We start from the raw sequence: 23,155 nt of genomic DNA on the forward strand, positions 1-23,155 counted from the left end.
AGAACGCCTGACCGCATGGCGATTTCCCGAAAAAATAGCGGCCTCTGCTGGCAATGAAAGATGCCTAATTGCCGGGCGAACCCACCGAATGGCGACGAACCAGCGTCGGGCTGAACATATTAGTGATCTCTGGCAGCGGCTGCTCGTTCGCCAGCGCCAGCGCCAGGGCGGCAGCCTGCTGCGCCATGGTCACAATCGGGTAGCGAACCGTGGTAAGACGCGGGCGTACATAGCGCGAAACCAGCACGTCATCGAAGCCAATCAGCGACATCTCTTCCGGCACGACCACGCCATTATCGCTTAATACCGCCAGCGCACCGGCGGCCATAGAGTCGTTATAGCAGGCGACGGCGGTAAACTGCTTACCGCGCCCCAGCAGTTCAGTCATCGCCTGCTCTCCGCCCACTTCATCCGGCTCGCCCAGCGCGACCAGCCGGTCATTACAGGGCAGATTGTGCTCTTTCAGCGCGTCATAATAGCCCTGCAACCGATCTTCCGTATCGGAGATAGGGTGAGTGGAGCAGATAAAGGCAATGTTCTGATGCCCTTGCTGGATCAAATGGCGGGTAGCCAGCCACGAACCGTAGCGGTCATCCAGCGCAATACAGCGTTTTTCAAAGCCGGGCAGGGCGCGGTTAATCAGCACCATGCCGGGGATCTGTTTCATCAGCGAGATCAGTTCCGCATCGGGGATCTTTTTGGCATGAACCACCAGCGCGCCGCAGCGATGGCGGATCAGTTGCTCAATGGCCTGACGCTCTTTTTGCTCGTTATGGTAACCGTTACCAATCAGTAAAAAGTTTCCCGTCTCATAAGCCACTTGTTCAACAGCTTTTACCAGAGCGCCAAAAAAAGGGTCGGAAACGTCGCCCACTACCAGCCCCATCGTTTCGGTCGATTGTTGCGCAAGGGCGCGGGCATTGGCATTAGGATGGTATTGCAGCTGTTCCATAGCGCTGTTAACGGCCAGTCGTGAGTTCTCGCTCGCTTTGGGCGAGTTGTTAATAACGCGGGATACCGTTGCCACGGAAACGCCCGCGAGCCTGGCAACATCCTTAATAGTGGCCATCGTTACTGCCTTCCAGGGTAAGCGTTTACATAGCTGTTCAGTGTTGCGGAAATTCCCTGTTACTTCAAGCACACAGAATGCCAGCGGTGTCGCAAAGCTGGAGAATTCAGTCCATTCTGGCTTTGTAAGGGGCGGGATATATTCAGCTTTGCCAAAAAAGGCTATTCTGGCTTTCCAGAAAATATTTTCGCCTGCCGGACCGCCATATGACCGTTAAAAGAGTGCCGCATCTTGCCCATTGGGGCGCCTTCACCGCCGTAGTTGAAGAGGGAAAACTGCTCCGCTGTGAACCCTTTTTCGCCGATCAGGATCCGTCGCCGATGCTCAACACCATCCCGGAGCTGGTCTATTCAGACAAGCGTATCCGCCAGCCAATGGTGCGTCGCTCCTGGCTCAAATCACGCGAGAAGAGCGATCGTACCCTGCGCGGGCGTGAAGACTTTGTGGCGGTTGACTGGGAGACGGCGCTGGATCTGGTGGCCGAAGAGAACCGTCGGGTGCGTGACCGCTATGGCCCTTCCGCTATTTTCAACGGCTCGTATGGCTGGTCTTCAGCAGGGCGGGTTAACCATGCCCGAACGCTAATCCGCCGTTTCTACTTTAACGGCGGTGGCGGTGTTGACCAGCTGGGCAACTACAGCTGGGGCGCAGCGCAGTTCTTCCTGCCTTATGTCATTGGCACCTATATGCCGTTGACGGGCAGAGTAACCGACTGGCCAGGAGTGGTAGAGCACTGCGAAATCTTTATCGCCTTTGGCGGACTGGCGCTGAAAAATAGCCAGGTTGCTTCCGGCGGAGCGGGGCAGCACAGCCTGAAGCCCGCACTGCTTGCGCTGGCCGCGAAAGGCACGCCGGTGATCAATATCAGCCCGATGCGTGATGACTGCCCGGAATTTGTTAATGCGGAGTGGATCCCGATCCGTCCGAATACCGATGTGGCACTGATGCTGGCGCTGGGCTTTGAAATAGAGCGGCTGAACGCCGTAGATAGCGCGTTCCTGCACTCTCACTGCGTGGGCTATCCCCAGTTGCGCAGCTATCTGCTGGGTGAAAGTGACGGCATAGCGAAAACAACGCAGTGGGCCAGCGAGATCACCGGCATTCCTGCCTTGCGCATTGAACAGCTGGCAAAACAGCTGATCGGCAAACGCAGCTTTATTACCTGCTCCTACTCGGTTCAGCGTGCTCACCGTGGCGAACAGCCTTACTGGATGATGATTGCGCTCTCTTCAATGCTCGGGCAGCCAGGCCTGCCGGGCGCGGGCTTCTCCTTTGGTCACGGCTCGATGAACAGCGTGGGCAACCCGCGTGTGGAAGGGCCTGCGCCGCTGATGTCTACCGGCGTGAACCCGATTGCGGATCGGGCCATTCCGGTCGCCCGCATCAGCGATATGCTGCTCCATCCGGGCGAGCCTTATACTTTCCAGGGGCAGACGCACACCTATCCCGATATTCATCTTATCCACTGGGCTGGCGGTAATCCCTTCCACCACCATCAGCAGCTAAACCGGCTGGTTGAGGGCTGGCAGCGTCCTGATACGGTTATCGTTCAGGATATTGTCTGGACGCCGGCTGCACAGATGGCGGACATCGTTTTGCCGGTCACCACCTCGCTTGAGCGTAATGATATTGGCGGCTCCTCGCGCGACCGCTTCGTGCTGGCGATGCACCAGGCGATCCGGCCCCAGCATCAGGCCCGTAACGACTTCGATATCTTTGCAGACCTGGCCGAACGGCTTGGCTACCGTGACACCTTTACGGAAAACCGCAACGAAGCGCAGTGGATTGAGCATCTTTATCAGCAGTGCGCCGTCGCCCATCAGCGCAAGGGCCTCCACTGGCCAGCGTTCCGGCAGTTCTGGGAAGAGGGGCATGTTGAGGTGCCTGAAGGTGATAAGCCCTTTATCTTTATGGAAGATTTCCGGGCGGACCCCGTCGCAAATCCGATCAAAACCGCCAGCGGAAAAATCGAGCTGTACAGTGAAACCATCGCGGGCTATCAGCTGCCAGACTTTGCGCCTCATCCTGAATGGCAACCGCCAAAAGAGTGGCTGGGCGCAGAGGTGAGCCAGCGCTTCCCGCTGCATATGATCTCTATTCAGCCAGCCGACAGGCTGCACAGCCAGATGGACGCCACGCCTTCCGTGCAGGCTAACAAAACTGCCGGACACGAAACGCTGTGGATGCATCACGACGATGCCGCCCCACGAGGCGTCGCAGATGGCGATGTGATTGAGGTCAGTAACGATCGTGGCCGGATGCTGGCTGGCGTCCGTCTCACTGAGGGGGTTACCCCTGGCGTGGTGCTGATTTCCACCGGCGCCTGGTTTGATCCTGGCTTCGGCAAGGCGTGGCAACCCTACGATCGTGCCGGGAATCCTAATGTGCTTACGCTGGATATTGGCACCTCTTCTCTGACGCAGGGGCCGAACGCAATGAGCTGTCTGGTGGAGATCAAAAAGGCGAAAGATTGCAAAAGTGCATAAGAATCACATAGCTGGTTACATTTTGCGGGTAACTGTTGCGAATAGTGGCTGGCGGGAATTGGCGGCAGATTGCTAAAGTCTAAGTCCCAGAGGTATTGATGGGTGAACATCAAAAAGTATTTATGCTTTGTTTCACCGACCTGCGCAGATGCGCAGGTTTTTTTTGCCTGAAAAAGGGCGGGCCAGAAATAACTTGATGAATTAGCAGGAAACAGGTCACTTCTCCTGGCCTGTGAACCTCACGGCAATCACGATCTGAAACACAGTTTCCCTGTTATCTCTCCCGCATTTTTTGTATAACTCACAGCCAGTTATCTCGCTTACTCCAGTAGAAGATCCATGTCCCGCTTAAAGAAACTGCTCGCAAAAGATCAGGCTAAATCACCTTTTCATCCTTTTCGTTTCCGGCTTATCTGTCTCGGCGTAGTCGGCTGTCTGGTGGTGCTGCTGGCGCGGGTAGGGGATCTGCAACTGATAAACCACCCTATGCTGGAGAAGGAGGCGGATGAGCGCTCGCTGCGCACTGTTACGCTTCCCACTAACCGCGGAACGCTGCTCGACAGAAATGGTGAAGCGCTGGCGCTGAGCGTGCCTTCGCGGGACATCATTGCCGATCCGCAACGCGTGCTGGAAGCCCACCCCGATTTCACCAGCGCAAAGTGGGAATATCTGGCCAATGCGCTTGACCAGCGCCCGGAGCAGATTGCGCAACAGATTAATGCCAACCCCCATCGCCGCTTCCTCTATCTGGGGCGCAAAATCGAACTGGGGATCGCCAAAGACATTGCCAAACTGCATCTCACCGGCATCTCTACCGTCTATGATGACAGCCGCTTCTATCCGATGAGCGATGCTACCGGCCCGCTGCTGGGCATTGTTGGTGCGGATAACAACGGATTAACCGGGCTGGAAAAAGGCTTTGATAAAGTGCTACAGGGCACCCCAGGCGTAGAGAAATACCGGCAGGATGCTCACGGCAACATTGTGGCGATGATCAATTATGAACCGCCACGCCAGCCGCCAACCGTCCAGCTCAGTATCGATAAATTCGATCAGTACACGATGTACTCGAAGCTGCGCGAAGGGGTTTTATTAAACAAAGCGGATTCTGGCGCAGCCGTGCTGATTAAAATCGACACGGGTGAGATCCTGGGGATGGCCTCTTATCCCTCCTTCAACCCAAATAATTTCGTCAACGTCTCGCCCAGCCAGATGCGTAATACGGCGATCAACGACAGCTACGAGCCGGGATCTACCGTGAAGCCGCTGGTGGTGATGGAAGGGCTGGCGCGTAAGCTGGTACGGCCGGATTCGGTGCTTGATACCACCCCTTATCGCGTCAACGGCCATCTTATCCGTGACGTGGGCCACTGGCCGCGCCTGACCATGACCGGTATTTTGCAGAAATCGAGCGACATCGGCGTTTCCCATATCGCGCTGGCAATGCCTGCTGAAGTGCTGGTGAACACCTTTAGCGCCTTCGGGCTGGGCAAACCCACCGGCCTGGGGCTTACCGGCGAGAGCGTAGGGTACTTCCCACTGCATCGCACACGCTGGGCCGATATCGAACGCGCCACCTTCTCCTTTGGTTACGGCCTGCGCGTCACGCCGCTGCAAATCGCCCGTGAGTACGCCACTCTGGGTTCGTTTGGTATTTATCGTCCGCTGTCGATCACTAAGGTGACGCCGCCAGTGATAGGCAAACGCGTGGCCGATGAAGAGATTGTCCGCTCCGTGGTGCATATGATGGAGAGCGATGCGCTGCCCGGCGGGAGCGGGGTGCGTGCCGCCGTGCCGGGATACCGGCTGGCGATCAAAACGGGTACGGCAGAGAAGATGGGCGACAGCGGTAAATATGACGGGGGTTATATCAACTATACCGCCGGTGTGGCACCCGCCAGCAATCCACAGGTGGCGCTGGTGATCATGATTAACCACCCGACGGCGGGCGACCACTTTGGTGGCTCGGTAGCCGCGCCGGTGTTTGGCAATATTATTGGCCCGGTGCTGAAGCATATGAATGTGGCGCCTGATGCGCTTTACTCCACGCACAGCGGATAACCTCTCTCTGAGCGTAACACGCGAAAAGACTCGTCGCGCTTTAACCGGGGCGACGAGCGCCACGCCAGACATTATGTTTTCGATCCCGCCCGCAAAAGGGTAATGAAACGCAGAGAAAGGGCAGATTTGTTCAGATAAACACTGCAATTTGGCGCCGTTGCCATTGAGTTGTTTCACCAGATCCTGCATCGTTGTAGCCAACTTTTTTATGCTAAGGAGTTGGCATGCTCTTTTCCCTGCTTCGGCTGATATTCCGTCTCTGCTTTCGTACCCGCCTGAACGGCGAGCTTTCTGGTTTGTATAAAGAAAAAGTGCTGATTGTCCCCAACCATATGTCGTTTCTGGATGGGGTGCTGCTGGCGATCTTTTTGCCCGTTAAGCCCGTTTTTGCCGTCTACTCTTCAATCAGTGAGCGGTGGTATATGCGCTGGGCGCGCAAGGTCATCGATTTTGTGCCGTTAGATCCCACCAAGCCGATGTCAGTGAAGCACCTGGTGAGGGTTATCGGGCAGGGGCGTCCGGTAGTGATCTTCCCGGAAGGACGCATCACGGTGACCGGTTCGCTGATGAAAATCTATGAGGGGGCCGGGTTTGTCGCGGCCAAATCACAGGCGACAGTGGTGCCGCTGCGCATTGAGGGGGCTGAGTTTACCCCTTTTGGTCGTCTGGCAGGCGTCTTTAAACGTCGGCTTTTCCCCACCATCTCCCTGACCGTGCTGCCTGCAACCCTTATCCCGATGCCGGAAGCGCCCAGCGCGCGTGAACGGCGCAAGCTGGCCGGTGAGCATCTGCATCATATTATGATGGAAGCCCGTATGGCGGTGCGCCCGCGGGAGACGCTCTGGCAGGCATTTCTGTCGGCCCGCACGCGGTATGGCTTTTTCAAACCCTGCATTGAAGATGTGAATTTCACGCCAGACAGTTACACCAGCCTGTTAAAGAAATCACTGGGCGTGGGGCGGATTCTGGAACGTTATACCGCGCCGGGGGAATATATCGGCCTGCTGCTGCCCAATGCCACGGTGACGGCAGCGGCAATCCTGGGGGCCTCCATGCGTGGGCGCGTTCCCGCCATGCTTAACTATACCTCGGGAGTAAAAGGCGTCAGCAGCGCGCTAACAGCAGCTGAAGTTAAAACCGTTTTTACCTCGCGTCAGTTTCTCGATAAGGGCAAGCTCTGGCATCTGCCGGAAGAGATAACCCAGGTAAACTGGGTCTTTCTTGAAGATCTTAAAGATACCGTCACCATGCAGGACAAACTCTGGATCCTGGGGCATCTGCTGCTGCCACGTCTGGCTGAAATCGATCAGCAGCCTGAGGACGCCGCGATGGTGCTGTTTACTTCCGGCTCAGAAGGGCACCCCAAAGGGGTGGTGCATTCGCATAAAAGCCTGCTGGCAAACGTTGAGCAGATCAGAACCGTGGCGGATTTCACCCCGCGAGATCGCTTTATGTCTGCGCTGCCGCTGTTTCACGCTTTCGGCCTGACGGTTGGCCTCTTTACGCCGCTGATGACGGGCGCACAGGTATTCCTCTATCCCAGCCCGCTGCACTACCGTATCATTCCTGAGCTGGTCTATGACCGTAACTGCACCGTGCTGTTCGGTACCTCAACCTTCCTGGGCAACTATGCCCGTTTCGGTAATCCCTATGATTTCGCGCGGCTGCGCTACGTGGTGGCGGGAGCCGAGAAGCTCCAGGAAACGACGCGGCAAACCTGGATGGAGAAATTCGGCATCCGTATTCTGGAAGGCTATGGCGTGACGGAATGCGCGCCGGTTGTTGCCATTAACGTGCCGATGGCGGCGAAAAATCACACCGTGGGCCGCATTCTGCCCGGCATGGATTCACGCCTGATCGCCGTTCCGGGAATTGAGCAGGGCGGTTTGCTGCAACTGCGGGGGCCTAACATTATGAAAGGCTACCTGCGCGTTGAGAAACCGGGCGTGCTTGAAGCGCCAGAGGCGGATAACGGGGAAGGGCAGATGGACGCGGGCTGGTACGATACCGGCGACATCGTGAGCTTTGACGATCACGGCTTCTGCCAGATTCAGGGACGCATGAAGCGTTTTGCAAAAATTGCGGGTGAAATGGTGTCGCTGGAAACGGTTGAGCAGATTGCCCTCAAAGCCTCCACAGAGAAGCAGCACGCGGCCTCAATAAAACCAGACGGCAACCGGGGCGAAGCGCTGGTGCTGTTCACCACCGACAGCGAGCTTACCCGCGACAAGTTACAGCGCACCGCGCGCGAACTGGGCAGCCCGGAGCTGGCCGTGCCAAGAGATATTCGCGTGCTGAAACAGCTGCCGCTCCTGGGCAGCGGCAAGCCCGATTTTGTCACCCTGCGCAGCATGGCTGAAAACCCGGAGAGCAATAATGAGTAATGCCGGGAGTTCGCAAAAGCTGCTATCCAGGGGAATGCTGGCCGTTATTGCCGCGCAGTTCCTTTCTGCTTTTGGTGATAATGCGTTGCTGTTCGCTACTCTGGCCGTGTTAAAGCAGCAGGTTTATCCGGACTGGAGCCAGCCGGTGCTGCAAATGGTGTTTGTCGCCACCTATATTATCCTCGCGCCGTTTGTGGGGCAGATGGCAGACAGTTTCGCCAAGGGCCGGGTAATGATGTTTGCCAACGGCCTGAAGCTGCTGGGCGCGCTGACTATCTGTTTCGGCTTCAATCCGTTCATCGGCTACAGCCTGGTCGGGGTGGGCGCGGCAGCCTATTCACCGGCTAAATATGGCATCCTGGGGGAGATAACCGGCGGAGAGACGCTGGTGAAAGCCAACGGCCTGATGGAAGCCTCCACCATCGCCGCTATTCTGCTGGGTTCTGTAGCGGGAGGCTTCCTGGCCGATCTCAATCTGCTGGCGGCGTTGGTTGCCTGCGTGGTGGCTTACGGACTGGCGGTAGCAGCCAATATGCTGATCCCGAAACTGGCGGCCGCCAGACCGGGGCAGCCGTGGCATCCCGGCAAGATGGCCGCCAGCTTCTTCCGGGCCTGCCGCGCGCTGTGGCGGGATGGCGAAACCCGCTTCTCGCTGGTCGGCACCAGTCTCTTTTGGGGCGCCGGGGTGACGTTGCGGTTCCTGCTGGTACTCTGGGTGCCGGTGGCGTTAGGCATTACCGATAATAAAACACCAACGCTGCTTAACGCGATGGTGGCGATCGGCATCGTGATTGGTGCCGGGGCTGCGGCCAAACTGGTGACGCTGAAAACCGTGGGCCGCTGTATGCCTGCGGGGGTACTGATTGGTATCGCGGTAGTGTTCTTTTCGCTGCAACACTCTATGGCTGGCGCTTATGCCCTGTTGGTGGCGATTGGCGTGTTGGGGGGCTTCTTCGTGGTTCCGCTTAATGCCCTGCTGCAATTACGCGGTAAAGAGAGCGTGGGCGCGGGAAATGCCATTGCGGTGCAGAATCTTGGTGAGAACAGCGCAATGCTGATCATGCTGGGGCTTTATTCGCTGGCTGTGAAAGCTGGGGCGCCGCCCGTGGCGACCGGCGTAGGGTTCGGTGCGCTGTTTGCGCTGGCGATTGCGGTTCTCTGGGGCTGGCAACTGGCGCAAAAGCGCGGAAGGGGCTGAATAAAACCGGGCCTTTTGTGATAAAAGGCCCGCTGTGGAGTGAGAAGCGCCTCCCTGCGCTTTTCTCTTCGGGAAAGTTGTGCGGCTATCCCTTAAGGCGAAGGGAAGGTATAACGGCGATGGATCGCCTCCAGTCCCTGCATTACCTCTTCATCCAGCGTCAGGTTATAGCTGTCGATATTAATTTGCAGCTGCTCCAGCGTGGTTGCGCCCAGCAGGGTGCTGGCGACAAACGGCTGCTGACGAACAAATGCCAGCGCCATTTGTGACGGGTCCAGCCCGTGCCTGTCAGCCAGCGCCACATATTCAGCGACAGCCAGCTGCGCCTGCTCGCCGCTGTAGCGGGTAAAACGGCTGAAGAGCGTGTTGCGTGCGCCTTCCGGCTTTGCCCCGTTCAGGTATTTCCCGCTCAACGTGCCAAAGGCCAGGCTTGAATAGGCAAGCAGCTCCACCCCTTCCAGATGACTGATCTCCGCCAGAGCCACTTCAAAACTGCGGTTCAGCAGGCTGTAGGGGTTTTGAATGCTGACGATGCGCGGCAGTTCGTGCTTTTCCGCCAGTTGCAGATAACGCATCACGCCATAGGGGGTTTCATTTGAGACGCCGATATAGCGAATTTTCCCGGCCCGGACCTGTTCGTTAAGGGCTTCCAGCGTCTCCAGCAGCGTTACCGTGGCACTGCCCTCGCTGTACTCATAGGATAACTTGCCGAAATAGTTGGTCTGACGCTGAGGCCAGTGCAGCTGGTAGAGATCCAGATAATCCGTATTAAGTCGCTTAAGGCTGGCATCCAGCGCCTCGCGGATATTCTTGCGGTCAAGCGCCTGATTGGGGCGGATAGAGGCATCAGCGCCGCGAACCGGCCCGGCAATTTTAGAAGCCAGGATCACTTTTTCACGGTTGCCGCGAGCCTTCAGCCAGCTGCCAATATACTTTTCGGTTAAACCCTGGGTTTCCGGACGCGGAGGCACCGGGTACATTTCAGCGGTATCAATAAGGTTAATACCGGAACGGAGCGCCAGATCTAACTGGGCGTGGGCGTCGGCTTCGCTGTTCTGCTCACCAAACGTCATGGTTCCCAAACCCAGGCTACTGACTTCCAGGGTGCTGTGGGGGATACGGTGATAGTGCATTTGCCGGCTTCCTTTTTTCATTATTAAAAGGTCTGGAATCTGAAGCATGCCCTGCATGAGGTGCATAGCCTCGCGGTGCGCACTCAGATCCGGCATTTGACTATAACCGCGGTAAGCGGCAGGGGGAAGAGGGGATTTATCGGGAAGTGCGGAGAGAGCCACCCTGGCAGAATAAACGGGTGGCGTAAGGTCTCTTAGCGTTCAACAATGGAGGAAACTTCATCACCATTAATCTGCAACTCATGCCCTGAACGGTCAGTATATTTCACCAGGCCGGTCTCTTTATCTATTTCAGGTTTTCCCTGAGTCATGATCATATTGCCTTCCCTGGTGGCCATGACGTAATCACTGCTGCACCCGCTGACCAGTGTGGCCAACATCAGCGCCGCTGCGCCAAACACATACTTCATATCTCTCTCCCTTAATACCTGAAACTGATGCGTCTGTTTATAACGCATTTTGTACAGGGGATCAGTAGAAGAACTCCGAAAGTGTGGAGCAAGCACGTGGTGCCATTGACTTTATTCGTAAAATGATATTACAGGCAGGGGGCAGGCCGGGTAAGCGGCCTGCCTCAGATCAGGCAAGTTTCTTTTTACTGCGCATCAGATTCAGGCACTCAACCGCCATTGAGAAGAACATGGCGAAATAGATGTAACCTTTTGGCACGTGGACATTGAAACTTTCCAGAATCAGCGTAAAGCCGACCAGAATAAGGAACGCCAGCGCCAGCATTTTAACGGAAGGGTGACGCTCTACAAATTCCCCAATCGATCTGGCGGCAAACATCATAACGCCAACCGCTATTACCACGGCAGCCATCATAATAATCAGGTGATCGGAAAGGCCCACGGCGGTAATGACCGAGTCCAGGCTGAAGATGATATCCAGCAGCATAATTTGTACGATGGCACCAATAAACGAATGGACGTTGGTCTGATGCTCCTCTTCACCACCTTCGATCGTCTCATGGATTTCCGCGCTCGATTTCCACAGCAGGAACAGGCCGCCAAAGAGCAGGATGAGATCGCGGGCGGAGAAGCTGTGATCCATCAGCGTGAACAGCGGCGTGGTCAGGCGGATAACCCAGGCGATAGAGGCCAGAAGGCCCAGACGCATTAACATCGCGCCAGCCAGACCCATGCGGCGGGCGGCATTCTGCTGATGTTTCGGAAGTTTGGCGACAACCAGAGAGAGGAAAATAATATTATCAATACCCAAAACGATCTCAAGAATCGTCAGCGTACCAAGGGCCAGCCAGGCATTGGGATCTGCAATCCAATCAAACATACTAACATTGCATCCTAAACGAAAAGTAAACGGGGAGTATACGCAACCCCTGGGCTGCCCGCCATCCGTGGCTTCAGCTCCTACAATAAAAAATGGCGAGCCAGCAGCGGGCCAGTAAAAGATTTCTTCAGATAGAAGCCGCGGGGAAGGGTCATAATCGGCTGACCGTTTTCGCCAATTCCTTCCGTCAGCGCCTTACTGTTAGCCGCTTTGGGGCGAATTTGCAGCACTTCCCCGTGCCGGGCGGTGATGCGCTCTACCTGTCCCAACACAATCATATCCATTAACTCTTCCCAGTCTCGCTGCAACAGCGCCTCTTCTTCTGCACTGGCACTCCATAACAGCGGCGCACCGACGCGGCGTTCAGCCAGCGGAATAGCGCGATCCCCTTCAACGGGAACCCAGAGAACCCTTTGCAGCTTGTGGCGAACATGGCTTGTCTGCCAGGTGACGCCCGTATTGCCGGTTAACGGGGCGACGCAAACAAAAGTCGTCTCCAGCGGACGACCCAGTGCATCAACCGGAATGGTTTTCAGCTCAACGCCGATCTCCGCAAAATCCTGTTCCGGTTTACTGCCTGCGCTGGCACCCAGATAGCGTTCCAGCAGCATGCCAACCCAGCCTTTATCCCTTCTGAGATCCTGAGGGATCGCCAACCCTCCGCGCTCTGCCAGCTCACCCAGGGTATAACCCGCCAGGTGCTGAGCACGTGCCAGCAGAACCCCCTCGTTTTCCGGAGAGGGCACCGGGATAAGATCACCGCCCATGAATAACTCGCTGTAGTTGGTTAAAAAATAACCACACTTTTGCGCTGAGGCTCAGCCGCAAAAAATGATTGTGTAAAACAGGAATAATAACATGATAAATCATGCTTTTTTATTTTCCTGTGGCGGGAAAACAGCGCGCGTCCGCAAGGTTATGCCAAAGTTGTCACCGACAATGAACAGGATCACACCCCCTGTTATCCACAGAAAAATGGGATAACTCACTTTTTACAACACTACTGTTTCGATTTACAGCCTTGACGGCATGGATTTACGACTTTTTGCACGATTTATGCTTAACTCAGCGGCATAACCTGTGGATAAAAAGTGCAGTGCTCGATCTTTCGCCAGTTGCGCGGCATAGCACTGTGACAACAGGATGAACAGACCAGCAGGAGCCTGTATATCCGGATAAATCCTAATACTTAGAGTAAGTTATTAAAACGGCCCGCGCCTGAGCGGCAGGGGCAGGAAAAAGTTTTCCCCAATGGTTAACAGAGTTCTGCACAAAGCTATCCACAGAAAACGTGAATAAGATCGCGCTTTCACACCTTATTCTGTTTATAACTCGGCCCGGAAGGGCAAGTTATCCCGCGTTTACCGCGTGCTGAGGGCGTAAAGCAGTGGTTTACCACCTGTGAGGAGTATGAAACAATCAGAACATCCGAGTTTTAGTTAGAGGTAGTCCAGTGATCGATGATGATGGCTACCGCCCGAATGTTGGTATCGTAATTTGTAACAGGCAGGGACAGGTAGTGTGGGCCAGGCGTTTTGGTCAGCACTCCTGGCAGTTTCCCCAGGGAGGGATTAATGCTGGGGAGACGGCAGAACAGGCGATGTACCGGGAACTTTTCGAAGAAGTCGGTTTGCACCGCAAAGATGTTCGCATCCTTGCCTCTACCCGAAACTGGTTACGCTACAAGTTGCCAAAACGTTTGGTGCGTTGGGATACAAAGCCGGTCTGTATCGGCCAGAAACAGAAATGGTTTCTTCTGCAATTATTGTGCAATGACGCGGATATCAACATGCAAACCAGCAGCACGCCGGAATTTGATGGCTGGCGCTGGGTCAGCTTCTGGTATCCGGTTCGTCAGGTAGTCTCGTTCAAACGCGACGTTTATCGTCGGGTGATGAAAGAGTTTGCCAGCGTGGTGATGCCGTTGCAGGAGAGTACCGCACAGCGAAATATGCCTGCTTATCGACGGAAGAGAGGTTAAGCCACCTGGATTATGCTCACACAGCTTCGCGAAATAGTTGAAAAAGTGGCAGGAGCGCCCCGGCTCACGGAGGCGCTGGATATCCTGGTCAACGAGATCTGCCTGGCGATGGAAACCGAAGTCTGTTCGGTCTACCTTGCCGATCACGATCGCCGCTGCTATTACCTGATGGCGACACGTGGGTTGAAAAAGCCACGTGGTCGCACTGTGGCACTCGCCTTTGACGAAGGGATTGTCGGGCTGGTGGGCAGGCTGGCTGAGCCAATTAACCTTGCTGATGCGCAGAGTCACCCCAGCTTCAAATATATTCCCTCCGTAAAAGAAGAGCGTTTCCGCTCGTTCCTGGGCGTGCCTATTATCAGCCGTCGTCAGCTGCTGGGGGTACTGGTTGTTCAGCAGCGGGAGCATCGTCAGTTCGACGAGAGTGAAGAGTCATTCCTGGTCACCCTGGCGACACAGATGGCGACCATCCTGTCGCAATCCCAGCTGAATGCGCTGTTTGGGCAATATCGTCAGACGCGGATCCGTGCGCTGGCCGCATCGCCGGGCGTGGCGGTTGCAGAAGGGTGGGTGGATACCACGCAGCCTTCCCTTGAGCTTGTTTTCGCGGCCTCCACTCTTGATACCCATCGTGAGCGTGAGCGCCTCTCGCTGGCGATGGATGAAGCCTCCAGCGAATTCCGGCGCTACAGCAAACGCTTTACTGCCAGCATGCATAAAGAGAGCGCGGCAATCTTCGATCTCTATTCACACTTGCTCAGCGACAACCGGCTGAAAAAAGATCTCTATGCCGAGATTGATGCAGGATCGGTTGCCGAGTGGGCGGTGAAGAAAGTCATTGAGAAGTTTGCGGCCCAGTTTGCCAGCCTGCAAGACAGCTATCTGCGGGAGCGTTCCGGCGATTTACGCGTTCTGGGGCAGCGGCTGCTGTTTCACCTCGACGATACCGTGCAGGGCACCAATACCTGGCCTGAACGGTTTGTACTGGTGGCCGACGAGCTGACAGCTACCACGCTGGCGGAGCTGCCTCACGGCCGGTTATCCGGGGTGGTGGTCAGAGATGGCGCCTCAAACTCCCATGCGGCTATTATGGTACGCGCGATGGGCATCCCGACGGTAATGGGGGCAGATATTCAGCCCGAGCTGCTGCACGGCAGGCTGCTGATAGTAGATGGCTATCGCGGCGAGCTGTTAGTGGATCCCGAGCCGGTGCTGGTGCAGGAGTACCAGCGGCTGATCAGCGAAGAAAATGAGCTGAGCAAGCTGGCCGAAGATGTGGTTGAACAGCCCGCCAGGCTTAAAAGCGGCGAACTGGTTAAGGTGATGCTGAACGCCGGGCTTAGCGCCGAACATGAAAAAGCGCAGGGAAGCTGGGTTGATGGCGTCGGACTCTACCGCACCGAAATTCCCTTTATGCTGCAAAACGGCTTCCCCTCGGAAGAGGAGCAGGTGGCGCAGTACCAGGGCATGCTTCAGCTGTTTCTGGAGAAACCCGTTACGCTGAGAACCCTGGACGTGGGGGCGGATAAGCAGCTGCCCTATATGCCTATCTCTGAAGAGAACCCCTGCCTGGGCTGGCGAGGCATTCGCCTGACGCTCGACCAGCCGGAAATTTTCCTGGTCCAGGTACGGGCCATGCTGCGCGCCAACGTCGCCAGCGATAATCTCAGTATCCTGCTGCCGATGATCACCAGCATTGATGAAATTGACGAAGCGAAACGGCTGATCGATCGTGCCGCTCGTGAAGTGGAAGAGATGCTGGGCTACGCCATCCCCAGCCCCAGGATCGGCGTGATGATCGAGGTGCCCTCAATGATCTTTATGATCGGCCATCTCACCGGGCGCGTGGATTTTGTCTCTGTGGGCACCAACGATCTGACACAGTATCTGCTTGCCGTGGATCGCAATAATACCCGCGTTGCCAATCTGTATGACAGCCTGCATCCTGCCGTGCTGAGAGGTCTGAAAACCATCGCGCTGGAAGCGGAAAAAGCGGGTATTGAGCTTTGTCTGTGTGGCGAAATGGCGGGCGATCCAATCTGTGTGGCCGTGCTGGTTGGTCTGGGATATCACCATCTCAGTATGAATGGTCGTAATGTTGCCAGGGTGAAATACCTTCTACAACATATCGATTATCAGGAAGCAAGGCTGCTTGCAGAGCAGAGCCTCCGGGCGACGCTGGCCAGCGAAGTGCGTAGCCAGATCGCCGCCTTTATGGAGCGGCAGGGGCTTGGCGGCCTGATCCGGGGCGGCCGCTAGCACTCTTAACAAAGTTTACAGTTCCGCCGGATCGCAACAATTCCCGCTGTGCTATGATGCGCGCCTTAATGCAGCGCCCCGCGCGCTGGTTCCGTCGCCTGCCGGTCAGGACAGACTTTAAAAATGGTGAAAGATGAACAACGGCTATCTGGCTTTCCCCCAATTTGACCCGGTGATTTTCTCCGTCGGGCCAATCTCTCTGCACTGGTACGGACTGATGTACCTTGTCGGCTTTATTTTTGCCATGTGGCTGGCCGTACGTCGTGCCAACAAACCCGGCAGCGGCTGGAAAAAAGAAGAAGTTGAGAATCTGCTCTATGCCGGTTTCCTGGGCGTGTTTCTGGGCGGACGTATTGGCTATGTGCTGTTCTACAATCTGCCGCTGTTTCTGGATAATCCGCTCTATCTGTTCAAAGTCTGGGATGGCGGCATGTCATTCCACGGCGGCCTGCTTGGCGTAATCTGTGTGATGCTGTGGTTTGCCCGTCGCACGAAACGTAACTTCTTCCAGGTGGCTGATTTTATCGCTCCACTGATCCCCTTCGGTCTGGGCGCGGGGCGTTTAGGCAACTTTATTAACGGTGAGCTGTGGGGCCGCGTGGCACCTGACCTGCCGTGGGCGATGCTGTTCCCCGGCTCACGCAGCGAAGATGTCGCTCTGGCGGCGACTCATCCTGAATGGCAGTCGCTGCTGGCGACCTATGGCGTTCTGCCGCGTCACCCTTCACAGGTATACGAGCTGCTGCTGGAAGGCGTAGTGCTGTTTATTATTCTTAACCTCTTTATTCGTAAGAATCGCCCGATGGGTGCGGTTTCGGGCCTGTTCCTGATTGGGTATGGCGCGTTCCGCATTATTGTGGAGTTCTTCCGTCAGCCTGATGCGCAGCTTGGTCTGTTCGACAACGCCATCAGCATGGGACAAATCCTGTCACTGCCGATGATCCTGGCAGGGGTAATCATGATGGTCTGGGCTTATCGCCATCAAAGCACGCAGCAATTACGAGAGGGCAAATGAAACAGTATCTGGCGTTAATGAAGAAAGTGCTGGAAGAAGGCACACCGAAAAATGACCGTACCGGTACCGGCACGCTGTCGATTTTTGGTCACCAGATGCGCTTCAATTTGCAGGAAGGTTTTCCGCTGGTCACCACTAAAAAGTGCCATCTGCGTTCTATTATCCATGAACTGCTGTGGTTCCTGAATGGCGATACCAATACCGGCTATTTGCAGGAAAATAACGTCTCTATCTGGGACGAGTGGGCTGATGAGAACGGCGACCTCGGGCCGGTTTACGGTAAACAGTGGCGTAGCTGGGGAGCGGCCGATGGCCGTCAGATTGACCAGCTCAGCAACGTTCTGAAGCAGCTGAAAAGCGATCCCGACTCGCGCCGTATTATTGTTTCCGCGTGGAACGTGGGCGAGCTGGATGAGATGGCGCTGGCGCCTTGCCATGCGTTCTTCCAGTTCTACGTTGCAGACGGCCGGCTCTCGTGCCAGCTGTATCAGCGTTCCTGCGACGTCTTCCTGGGCCTGCCGTTTAACATCGCCAGCTATGCGTTACTGGTGCATATGGTGGCGCAGCAGTGCGATCTGGAAGTGGGCGATTTTGTCTGGACGGGTGGCGATACGCACCTCTACAGCAACCATATGGATCAAACTCATTTGCAGTTGACCCGCGAGCCGCGTTCGCTGCCTAAGCTGATTATCAAACGCAAGCCAGCCTCGCTGTTTGATTACCGTTTTGAAGATTTTGAGATTGAAGGGTACGACCCGCATCCGCCTATCAAGGCACCGGTCGCTGTCTGATAATAAGCAGGAGCGGGTAAAACCGCTCCTGTTACTAAAGCTGATGTTAGCGGGTAAGCGCTCGTTCATTTCATCAACTATCTTTTCCCTCGCCAGACCTTTCCCGGCAATAATCAGCCTGGTATGATCCCCGTTAACCGGCTTTGTAGCGCATTCATCCCCTCTCCGGCAGATTTTTTACGAGCGCCTTCGCAATAATTTCCTCTTAAGCTGCAACAGCAATGATTAACTGGATTATCTCTCGCAGGTGCAGGTTTTGCCGCTGGACGGCTCTGGCAAAAAAAGCAAAATGGCCCTTATGAAAACGTCGGGATTTACCTTAACCGAGCTGTTAATTGTGATGGTGATTGCCAGCATAGTCTCTCTGGGCGCAACGGGCGGCTGGCTGCGCTGGCAGCAGCTTCAGCGGCTGAACGACAGCGCACGACAGGTTCAGCATTTTCTTCTGCGGTTACGGGCAGAGGCGAATGAGCACAACAGCCAGCTTTTGTTGTGGCGGGGCGGAAACAGAACCTGGTGCATCGGCAGCGGTCCGCCTCTGCCCTGTGCGACACCCTCACGTAAAATACTGGCTGCGCCCTGGGCTGAGATTTCACTGCACTCTTTAACGGAGGGTCTCGGCTTTTATGGTCGCCGTAACGTGGCAAAACCAGGCCGCATTGTGCTTGTCGGAGCGGCAGGTGAACGCCATATCATTGTCTCATCCCGCGGGCGCGTAAGAATTTGTGAGGAGGAGTGCCCATGAAAGCGTCCGGATTCAGTCTGATGGAGATGCTGGTGGCGCTGGCCGTCAGCAGCGTGCTGTTAGTGGGTGCCGCCAGAGTGCTTCCGGCGCTGCAACGCCACAATCTGCATACGCTGATGCGCTTTCAGCTGCACGAGGAGATCCAGCTAATGATGGCCAGGCTGCAAAAAGCGGTAGTCAGAGCGGGCTATTGCAAAGGAGAGTGTGCCGGTGCGGCTCTGCGCATTGCGGAAAACGGGCGCTGTTTTTTAGTGCGCTGGGATGAAAACAGCAACGGGAGATGGGAGGGAACCGGCAGCGAAGAGAGCGACTTCTACGGTTATCGCTTCCGGCAGGACAGCCTGGAGATGCAGCGCGGTGTTGATAACTGTGAAGGCAGCGGCTGGGAGAAGCTGAACGATCCGGCAGCGATTATCCTGTCTGATTTTCATATCATCCGGCATGACAAACAGATACGGCTGGCTATCTCCGCTTTTGCCCGAGCCTTTCCCCGGCAGTCGGTCACCCTTGAGCGCTGGATCACGGCGCGGAATTTATGAAGCAGACCGGCAGTGCCCTGTTTATGGTGATCGTTCTGCTGGCGCTTTCGGCAGCGCTACTTGGTGCCACACGCAGGCTGTTGGATCAGATCTTAAGTCGAAACGGTGATGAGCAGCAGTACCTGTATCAGACCAGTCAGGCATTCTCTGCACTTGCCTGGGGCAGCCAACAAACCTGGTCCGGCCGCACGGGTTGGCAGTGCCGACAGGAGCGCGCCGCTGGCTGGCGAAGTTGCCTTTATCAGACGGAAAACTCTTCTGCGCTGCTGCGTGGGGAGAGCGGCACTGCCTCGGTTGCCCTTTATCAATGGGTGAGGTGGAAGCAGGAGAGTGGCCGGATAGCCGCCGTGCCGCATGGCTGGCTGGACTACTGCCCGCTGACCGAAGAGGAGAGGTGTAATCCTGATGAGACAACAGCAAGGTTTTAGCTTACCGGAAACGCTGGTTGCGCTGGCCCTGTTTGCCAGCAGCCTGGTGGCATTGATGCACTATCAGACCGCGCTGGCAAAAGGGTTTCAGCTTCAGGCAGAGCAGAAAGAGGCCTGGCGCTATGCCTGGCAGCGTTTCGAAGGCTATCAGCCACCGCGCTGGCAAAGCTCGCTGACACAGCAGCCAGCCTCTTCCGGCTGCCAGCTTCTGACTTCATCAGTCGTCAGCCCTCTGGGGCGCGAGGCGAAGCTAACGTTGTTACGCTGCCCGGAGGCTGGCAAGTGACCCGGAGATTTTGCAACGGCGTCAGGACGGGGTAAAGTAGCGGCGCATCGCGCCATTCAGCCATACAGCAACTCAGGAGCCACCATGTTTACCGTTTACCACTCAAATCAGCTGGATTTGCTGAAAACGCTGGCGGCCTGGCAGATTGAGAACCAGCCCCTGCGCGATCCGTTCCAGTCTGAAGTGGTGCTGGTACAAAGTCCGGGCATGGCGCAGTGGCTGCAAATGTCCCTTGCGGAGCAGTTTGGCATTGCGGCGAATATTAGTTTCCCGCTGCCCGCGAGCTTTATCTGGGATATGTTTGTGCGGGTGCTGCCTGACATCCCCAAAGAGAGCGCGTTCAATAAAGCGAGTATGAGCTGGAAGCTGATGACCCTGCTGCCAGAAATGCTCTCACACCCTGAGTTTACGCTGCTGGATCACTACCTGGCGGATGACGGGGACAAACGTAAGCTGTTCCAGCTTGCCTCCCGCATTGCTGACCTCTTTGACCAGTATCTGGTTTATCGCTCCTCCTGGCTGAACAGTTGGGAGAAAGGCAAGCTTATTGAGGGGCTGGGCGAAGCGCAACAGTGGCAGGCTCCTCTCTGGGCGGCGCTGGTTGAGTACACCAGAAAACTTGGTCAGCCTGAATGGCACCGTGCCAATCTCTATTCACGGTTTATCTCCACGTTAGAAAACAGCAGCGTGCGGCCGCCAAATCTGCCCGACAGGATATTTATCTGCGGTATATCTGCCTTGCCGCCTGTCTATTTACAGGCGCTTCAGGCGCTTGGAAAGCATATCGATATTCATCTGCTGTTTACCAACCCCTGTCGCCACTACTGGGGGGACATTCAGGATTATGCCTTTCTGGCAAAATTGCAAAGCCGTCGCCGTCAGCATTATGAACAGCAGCGGGAAAGCGCGCTGTTTCGTCAGCCTGATGCAGCAGAGCTTTTCAATGAGGCCGGTGAGCAGCAGTTAAGCAATCCACTGCTCGCCTCCTGGGGAAAGTTGGGCAGAGACAACCTGTTTTTACTGGCACAGATGGAGTGTCGGGAAATTGATGCGTTTGTTGATATCGAACCCACCACGCTGCTGCAAAGCCTGCAACACGATCTGCTGGAGCTGGAAGATAATGCGGTCATAGGACTACAGCTTGAAGAGTGGCAAACCAGCCGCCGCAAACGACTGCTGGATCCTGCCGACAGATCGGTCAGCATTCATCTCTGCCACAGCCCACAGCGGGAAGTAGAGGTTCTACAGGACCGTTTGCTGCAAATGATGGCGAGCGATCCCTCACTTTCCCCTCGTGATGTGATTGTGATGGTAGCCGATATTGATGCCTACACCCCTTTTATTCAGGCCGTGTTTGGCAATGCTCCCGCCGACCGTTACCTGCCTTTTGCTATCTCAGACCGCCGGGCCAGCCAGGCTCACCCGGCGTTGCAGGCTTTTATCTCCCTGTTGGCTCTGCCGGACAGTCGGTTTACCTCTGAAGAGGTGCTGGCCCTGCTGGAAGTGCCTGCACTGGCAAACCGCTTTGCGATCAATGAAGAGGGGCTGAAGCGGCTGCGCAGTTGGGTGGAAGAATCAGGGATCCGTTGGGGACTGGATGATGACACCATCCGTAATCTGGAGCTTACGCCAACCGGACAGCATACCTGGCACTTTGGTCTGACCCGTATGCTGCTGGGCTACGCCATCCACAGCGAAAGCGGCCACTGGCAGGGCGTTCTGCCCTATGATGAGTCGAGCGGACTGATAGCCGAGCTGGCGGGGAACCTGGCCGAGTTGCTGATGCGGCTTCGCCACTGGCGGGCTTTATTAAACGAGGAGAGGGCACTTCAGGAGTGGTTACCTCTCTGTCGTGCTCTGCTTAACGACTTCTTTGCCGGCGATGCCGATACAGAAGCGGCTCTGGCGCTGATTGAAGATCAGTGGCAGCAGGCTATTAACTGCGGTATCCAGGCCAGGTACGATCGTCCTGTCCCGCTCTCGCTGCTGCGTGATGAACTGGCAAGCCGTCTCGATCAGGAGCGTATCAGCCAGCGCTTTCTGGCGGGGCCTGTTAACTTCTGTACCCTGATGCCGATGCGATCCATTCCTTTCAAGGTGGTGTGCCTGCTGGGCATGAACGATGGGGTTTACCCCCGCACGCTGCCGCCGCTTGGCTTTGACCTGATGAGCCAGAAGCCTGAAAAGGGCGACCGTAGCCGCCGTGATGATGACCGCTATCTGTTTCTTGAGGCTATTAACTCCGCCCAGCAGATGCTCTATATCAGCTATATCGGCAGGACGATTCAGGACAACTCAGAACGCTTCCCTTCAGTGCTGGTCAGTGAGCTGGTGGAGTATATCAGCCAAAGTTTCTGCCTGGAGAAAGATCGAATGCTGGATGTGGACAGCAGCGCCAGGGGCGTGGTCGAGCATATCCATCATCTGCACAGCAGAATGCCCTTTGCGGCGGAGAACTTCTCTCCCGTGGCTGAGTTTCGTAGTTTTGCGGCTGAGTGGCTGCCTGCCGCCACGGCCAGCGGCGTTCCGCATCCTGCCTTTATGCAGCCGTTGCCGCCGCAGACAGTGGAGGAGCTTAACTTTGAGCAGCTGGTACGTTTCTGGCGGCATCCGGTGCGGGCCTTTTTCAGCCAGCGGCTGGGCGTCAGTTTCGTGCTTGAAGAGACCAGCCTGCCGGATGCAGAGCCTTTTTTGATGGATAACCTCAGCCGCTATCAGGTCAACAAGCTGTTGCTGAATACGCTGATTGATGAGCAGCCCACCGAGTCGCTTTACGATTTGCAGCGGGCAGCAGGGCTGCTTCCTTATGGCGCCTGGGGAGAACTCTTCTGGCAGTCTCAGCTGGAAGAGATGGCGGATCTCGCCAGCCGGGTACGCGAGCAGCGAAAAGAATCAGCAAGCTGGGAAATCGCGCTTCAGGTAGGGGGCGTTCAGCTTCACGGCTGGCTGCCACAGGTTCAGGATGACGGTTTACTGCGCTGGCGTCCCGGACATCTGAATTTTACCGATGGCCTGTCATTGTGGCTGGAGCATCTGGTCTACTGCATGCTGGGCGGGCAGGGCAGCAGCAGAATGTTTGGCAAAAAAGAGAGCCAGTGGCAATTCCCGTCGCTAAGCGTTGAACAGGCTACCTCGCTTCTGGAGCGCTATGTCGAAGGCTACCGGCAGGGAATGTGTTCGCCTTTGCTGCTGCTGCCGCGCAGTGGCGGCGCCTGGCTGGAAGCGGCCTGGGATGAAAAGTCCGGGGTGATATTGCAGGATGAGAGCAGCCAGGCCAAAGCCAGGAGCAAGTTGCTTCAGGCCTGGCAAGGGAACCAGCAGATTGAAGGGGAAGGAAGCGATCCCTATCTGGCACGCCTTTTCCGCACCCTGGATGAGGAAATAATGCAGGAAATCGCCCGGAATGCGGAAATTTGGCTGTTGCCGCTGATGCAGATGAATGACACAGGGCGGGACATCCTGTAGTGTTACTTTATAACCATTTGCTGTT

At 56.0% G+C, this 23,155-nt stretch carries 18 protein-coding genes; 13 read left to right on the top strand and 5 right to left on the bottom strand.

The annotated features are described in order from the left end of the window. Nucleotides 1–64: 64 nt before the first annotated feature. Nucleotides 65–1,069 (bottom strand): HTH-type transcriptional regulator GalR, encoded by a 1,005-nt coding sequence (gene galR, locus AAH450_RS18195; protein ID WP_342911473.1) that lies wholly within the window; start codon nucleotides 1,067–1,069, stop codon nucleotides 65–67. A 206-nt stretch (nucleotides 1,070–1,275) separates the two neighbouring features. Here galR and AAH450_RS18200 point away from each other — a divergent pair, with 206 nt between their 5' ends. The 4 genes from AAH450_RS18200 to lplT all read left to right on the top strand — a co-directional run bounded on the left by AAH450_RS18200 (nucleotide 1,276) and on the right by lplT (nucleotide 9,198). Further along, on the top strand, nucleotides 1,276–3,555 hold the full coding sequence (locus AAH450_RS18200; RefSeq protein ID WP_342911474.1) for a molybdopterin guanine dinucleotide-containing S/N-oxide reductase: 2,280 nt from the start codon (nucleotides 1,276–1,278) through the stop codon (nucleotides 3,553–3,555). Between the two features lie 339 nt (nucleotides 3,556–3,894). Beyond that, on the top strand, nucleotides 3,895–5,616 hold the full coding sequence (locus AAH450_RS18205) for a penicillin-binding transpeptidase domain-containing protein (protein WP_342911475.1): 1,722 nt from the start codon (nucleotides 3,895–3,897) through the stop codon (nucleotides 5,614–5,616). Nucleotides 5,617–5,840: 224 nt separating this feature from the next. Then, entirely contained in the window at nucleotides 5,841–8,000 is a 2,160-nt protein-coding gene (gene aas / locus AAH450_RS18210; RefSeq protein ID WP_342911476.1) for a bifunctional acyl-ACP--phospholipid O-acyltransferase/long-chain-fatty-acid--ACP ligase, read from the top strand. Further along, nucleotides 7,993–9,198, top strand: coding sequence for a lysophospholipid transporter LplT (lplT, locus tag AAH450_RS18215; protein ID WP_342911477.1), 1,206 nt, complete (start codon nucleotides 7,993–7,995; stop codon nucleotides 9,196–9,198). Before aas ends, lplT begins: the two co-directional genes overlap by 8 nt. 92 nt (nucleotides 9,199–9,290) lie before the next feature. On the opposite strand, the gene AAH450_RS18220 is transcribed toward lplT, so the two are convergent. The 4 genes from AAH450_RS18220 to mutH form a co-directional block, all read right to left on the bottom strand. Further along, nucleotides 9,291–10,331, bottom strand: a complete 1,041-nt coding sequence (locus tag AAH450_RS18220) for an NADP(H)-dependent aldo-keto reductase (protein WP_342911478.1) — start codon at nucleotides 10,329–10,331, stop codon at nucleotides 9,291–9,293. Nucleotides 10,332–10,525: 194 nt separating this feature from the next. After that, nucleotides 10,526–10,741 (bottom strand): YgdI/YgdR family lipoprotein, encoded by a 216-nt coding sequence (locus AAH450_RS18225; protein ID WP_342911479.1) that lies wholly within the window; start codon nucleotides 10,739–10,741, stop codon nucleotides 10,526–10,528. 169 nt (nucleotides 10,742–10,910) lie between these two features. Beyond that, nucleotides 10,911–11,621: a TerC family protein gene (locus tag AAH450_RS18230; RefSeq protein ID WP_342911480.1), complete on the bottom strand. Its 711-nt coding sequence runs from the start codon at nucleotides 11,619–11,621 to the stop codon at nucleotides 10,911–10,913. An 80-nt stretch (nucleotides 11,622–11,701) separates the two neighbouring features. Beyond that, a complete protein-coding gene (gene mutH / locus AAH450_RS18235) occupies nucleotides 11,702–12,388 on the bottom strand; it encodes a DNA mismatch repair endonuclease MutH (protein WP_342911481.1) in 687 nt (228 codons plus the stop codon). 686 nt (nucleotides 12,389–13,074) lie between these two features. On the opposite strand from mutH, the gene rppH reads away from it, so the two are divergent. The 9 genes from rppH to recC all read left to right on the top strand — a co-directional run bounded on the left by rppH (nucleotide 13,075) and on the right by recC (nucleotide 23,130). Further along, nucleotides 13,075–13,602, top strand: a complete 528-nt coding sequence (rppH, locus tag AAH450_RS18240; RefSeq protein WP_342911482.1) for an RNA pyrophosphohydrolase — start codon at nucleotides 13,075–13,077, stop codon at nucleotides 13,600–13,602. A gap of 12 nt (nucleotides 13,603–13,614) precedes the next feature. Beyond that, a complete protein-coding gene (ptsP, locus tag AAH450_RS18245) occupies nucleotides 13,615–15,861 on the top strand; it encodes a phosphoenolpyruvate--protein phosphotransferase (RefSeq protein WP_342911483.1) in 2,247 nt (748 codons plus the stop codon). Nucleotides 15,862–15,994: 133 nt separating this feature from the next. Continuing rightward, nucleotides 15,995–16,876: a prolipoprotein diacylglyceryl transferase gene (lgt, locus tag AAH450_RS18250; RefSeq protein ID WP_342911484.1), complete on the top strand. Its 882-nt coding sequence runs from the start codon at nucleotides 15,995–15,997 to the stop codon at nucleotides 16,874–16,876. After that, a complete protein-coding gene (thyA, locus tag AAH450_RS18255) occupies nucleotides 16,873–17,667 on the top strand; it encodes a thymidylate synthase (RefSeq protein WP_342911485.1) in 795 nt (264 codons plus the stop codon). The genes lgt and thyA overlap by 4 nt, the downstream gene beginning before the upstream one ends. Nucleotides 17,668–17,965: 298 nt before the next feature. Beyond that, nucleotides 17,966–18,412, top strand: coding sequence for a prepilin-type N-terminal cleavage/methylation domain-containing protein (locus AAH450_RS18260; RefSeq protein ID WP_342911486.1), 447 nt, complete (start codon nucleotides 17,966–17,968; stop codon nucleotides 18,410–18,412). After that, complete coding sequence (locus tag AAH450_RS18265; protein ID WP_342911487.1) at nucleotides 18,403–18,951, top strand: prepilin peptidase-dependent protein; 549 nt, start codon at nucleotides 18,403–18,405, stop codon at nucleotides 18,949–18,951. The genes AAH450_RS18260 and AAH450_RS18265 overlap by 10 nt, the downstream gene beginning before the upstream one ends. Further along, nucleotides 18,948–19,379, top strand: a complete 432-nt coding sequence (locus AAH450_RS18270) for a DUF2509 family protein (protein ID WP_342911488.1) — start codon at nucleotides 18,948–18,950, stop codon at nucleotides 19,377–19,379. The genes AAH450_RS18265 and AAH450_RS18270 overlap by 4 nt, the downstream gene beginning before the upstream one ends. After that, complete coding sequence (locus tag AAH450_RS18275) at nucleotides 19,357–19,665, top strand: prepilin-type N-terminal cleavage/methylation domain-containing protein (protein WP_342911489.1); 309 nt, start codon at nucleotides 19,357–19,359, stop codon at nucleotides 19,663–19,665. Before AAH450_RS18270 ends, AAH450_RS18275 begins: the two co-directional genes overlap by 23 nt. An 84-nt stretch (nucleotides 19,666–19,749) precedes the next feature. Continuing rightward, on the top strand, nucleotides 19,750–23,130 hold the full coding sequence (gene recC, locus AAH450_RS18280) for an exodeoxyribonuclease V subunit gamma (RefSeq protein WP_342911490.1): 3,381 nt from the start codon (nucleotides 19,750–19,752) through the stop codon (nucleotides 23,128–23,130). Nucleotides 23,131–23,155 lie beyond the last annotated feature (25 nt).

Source organism: Erwinia magellanica, assembly GCF_039023495.1.
In the GTDB taxonomy this organism is placed as follows: Bacteria; Pseudomonadota; Gammaproteobacteria; order Enterobacterales; family Enterobacteriaceae; genus Erwinia.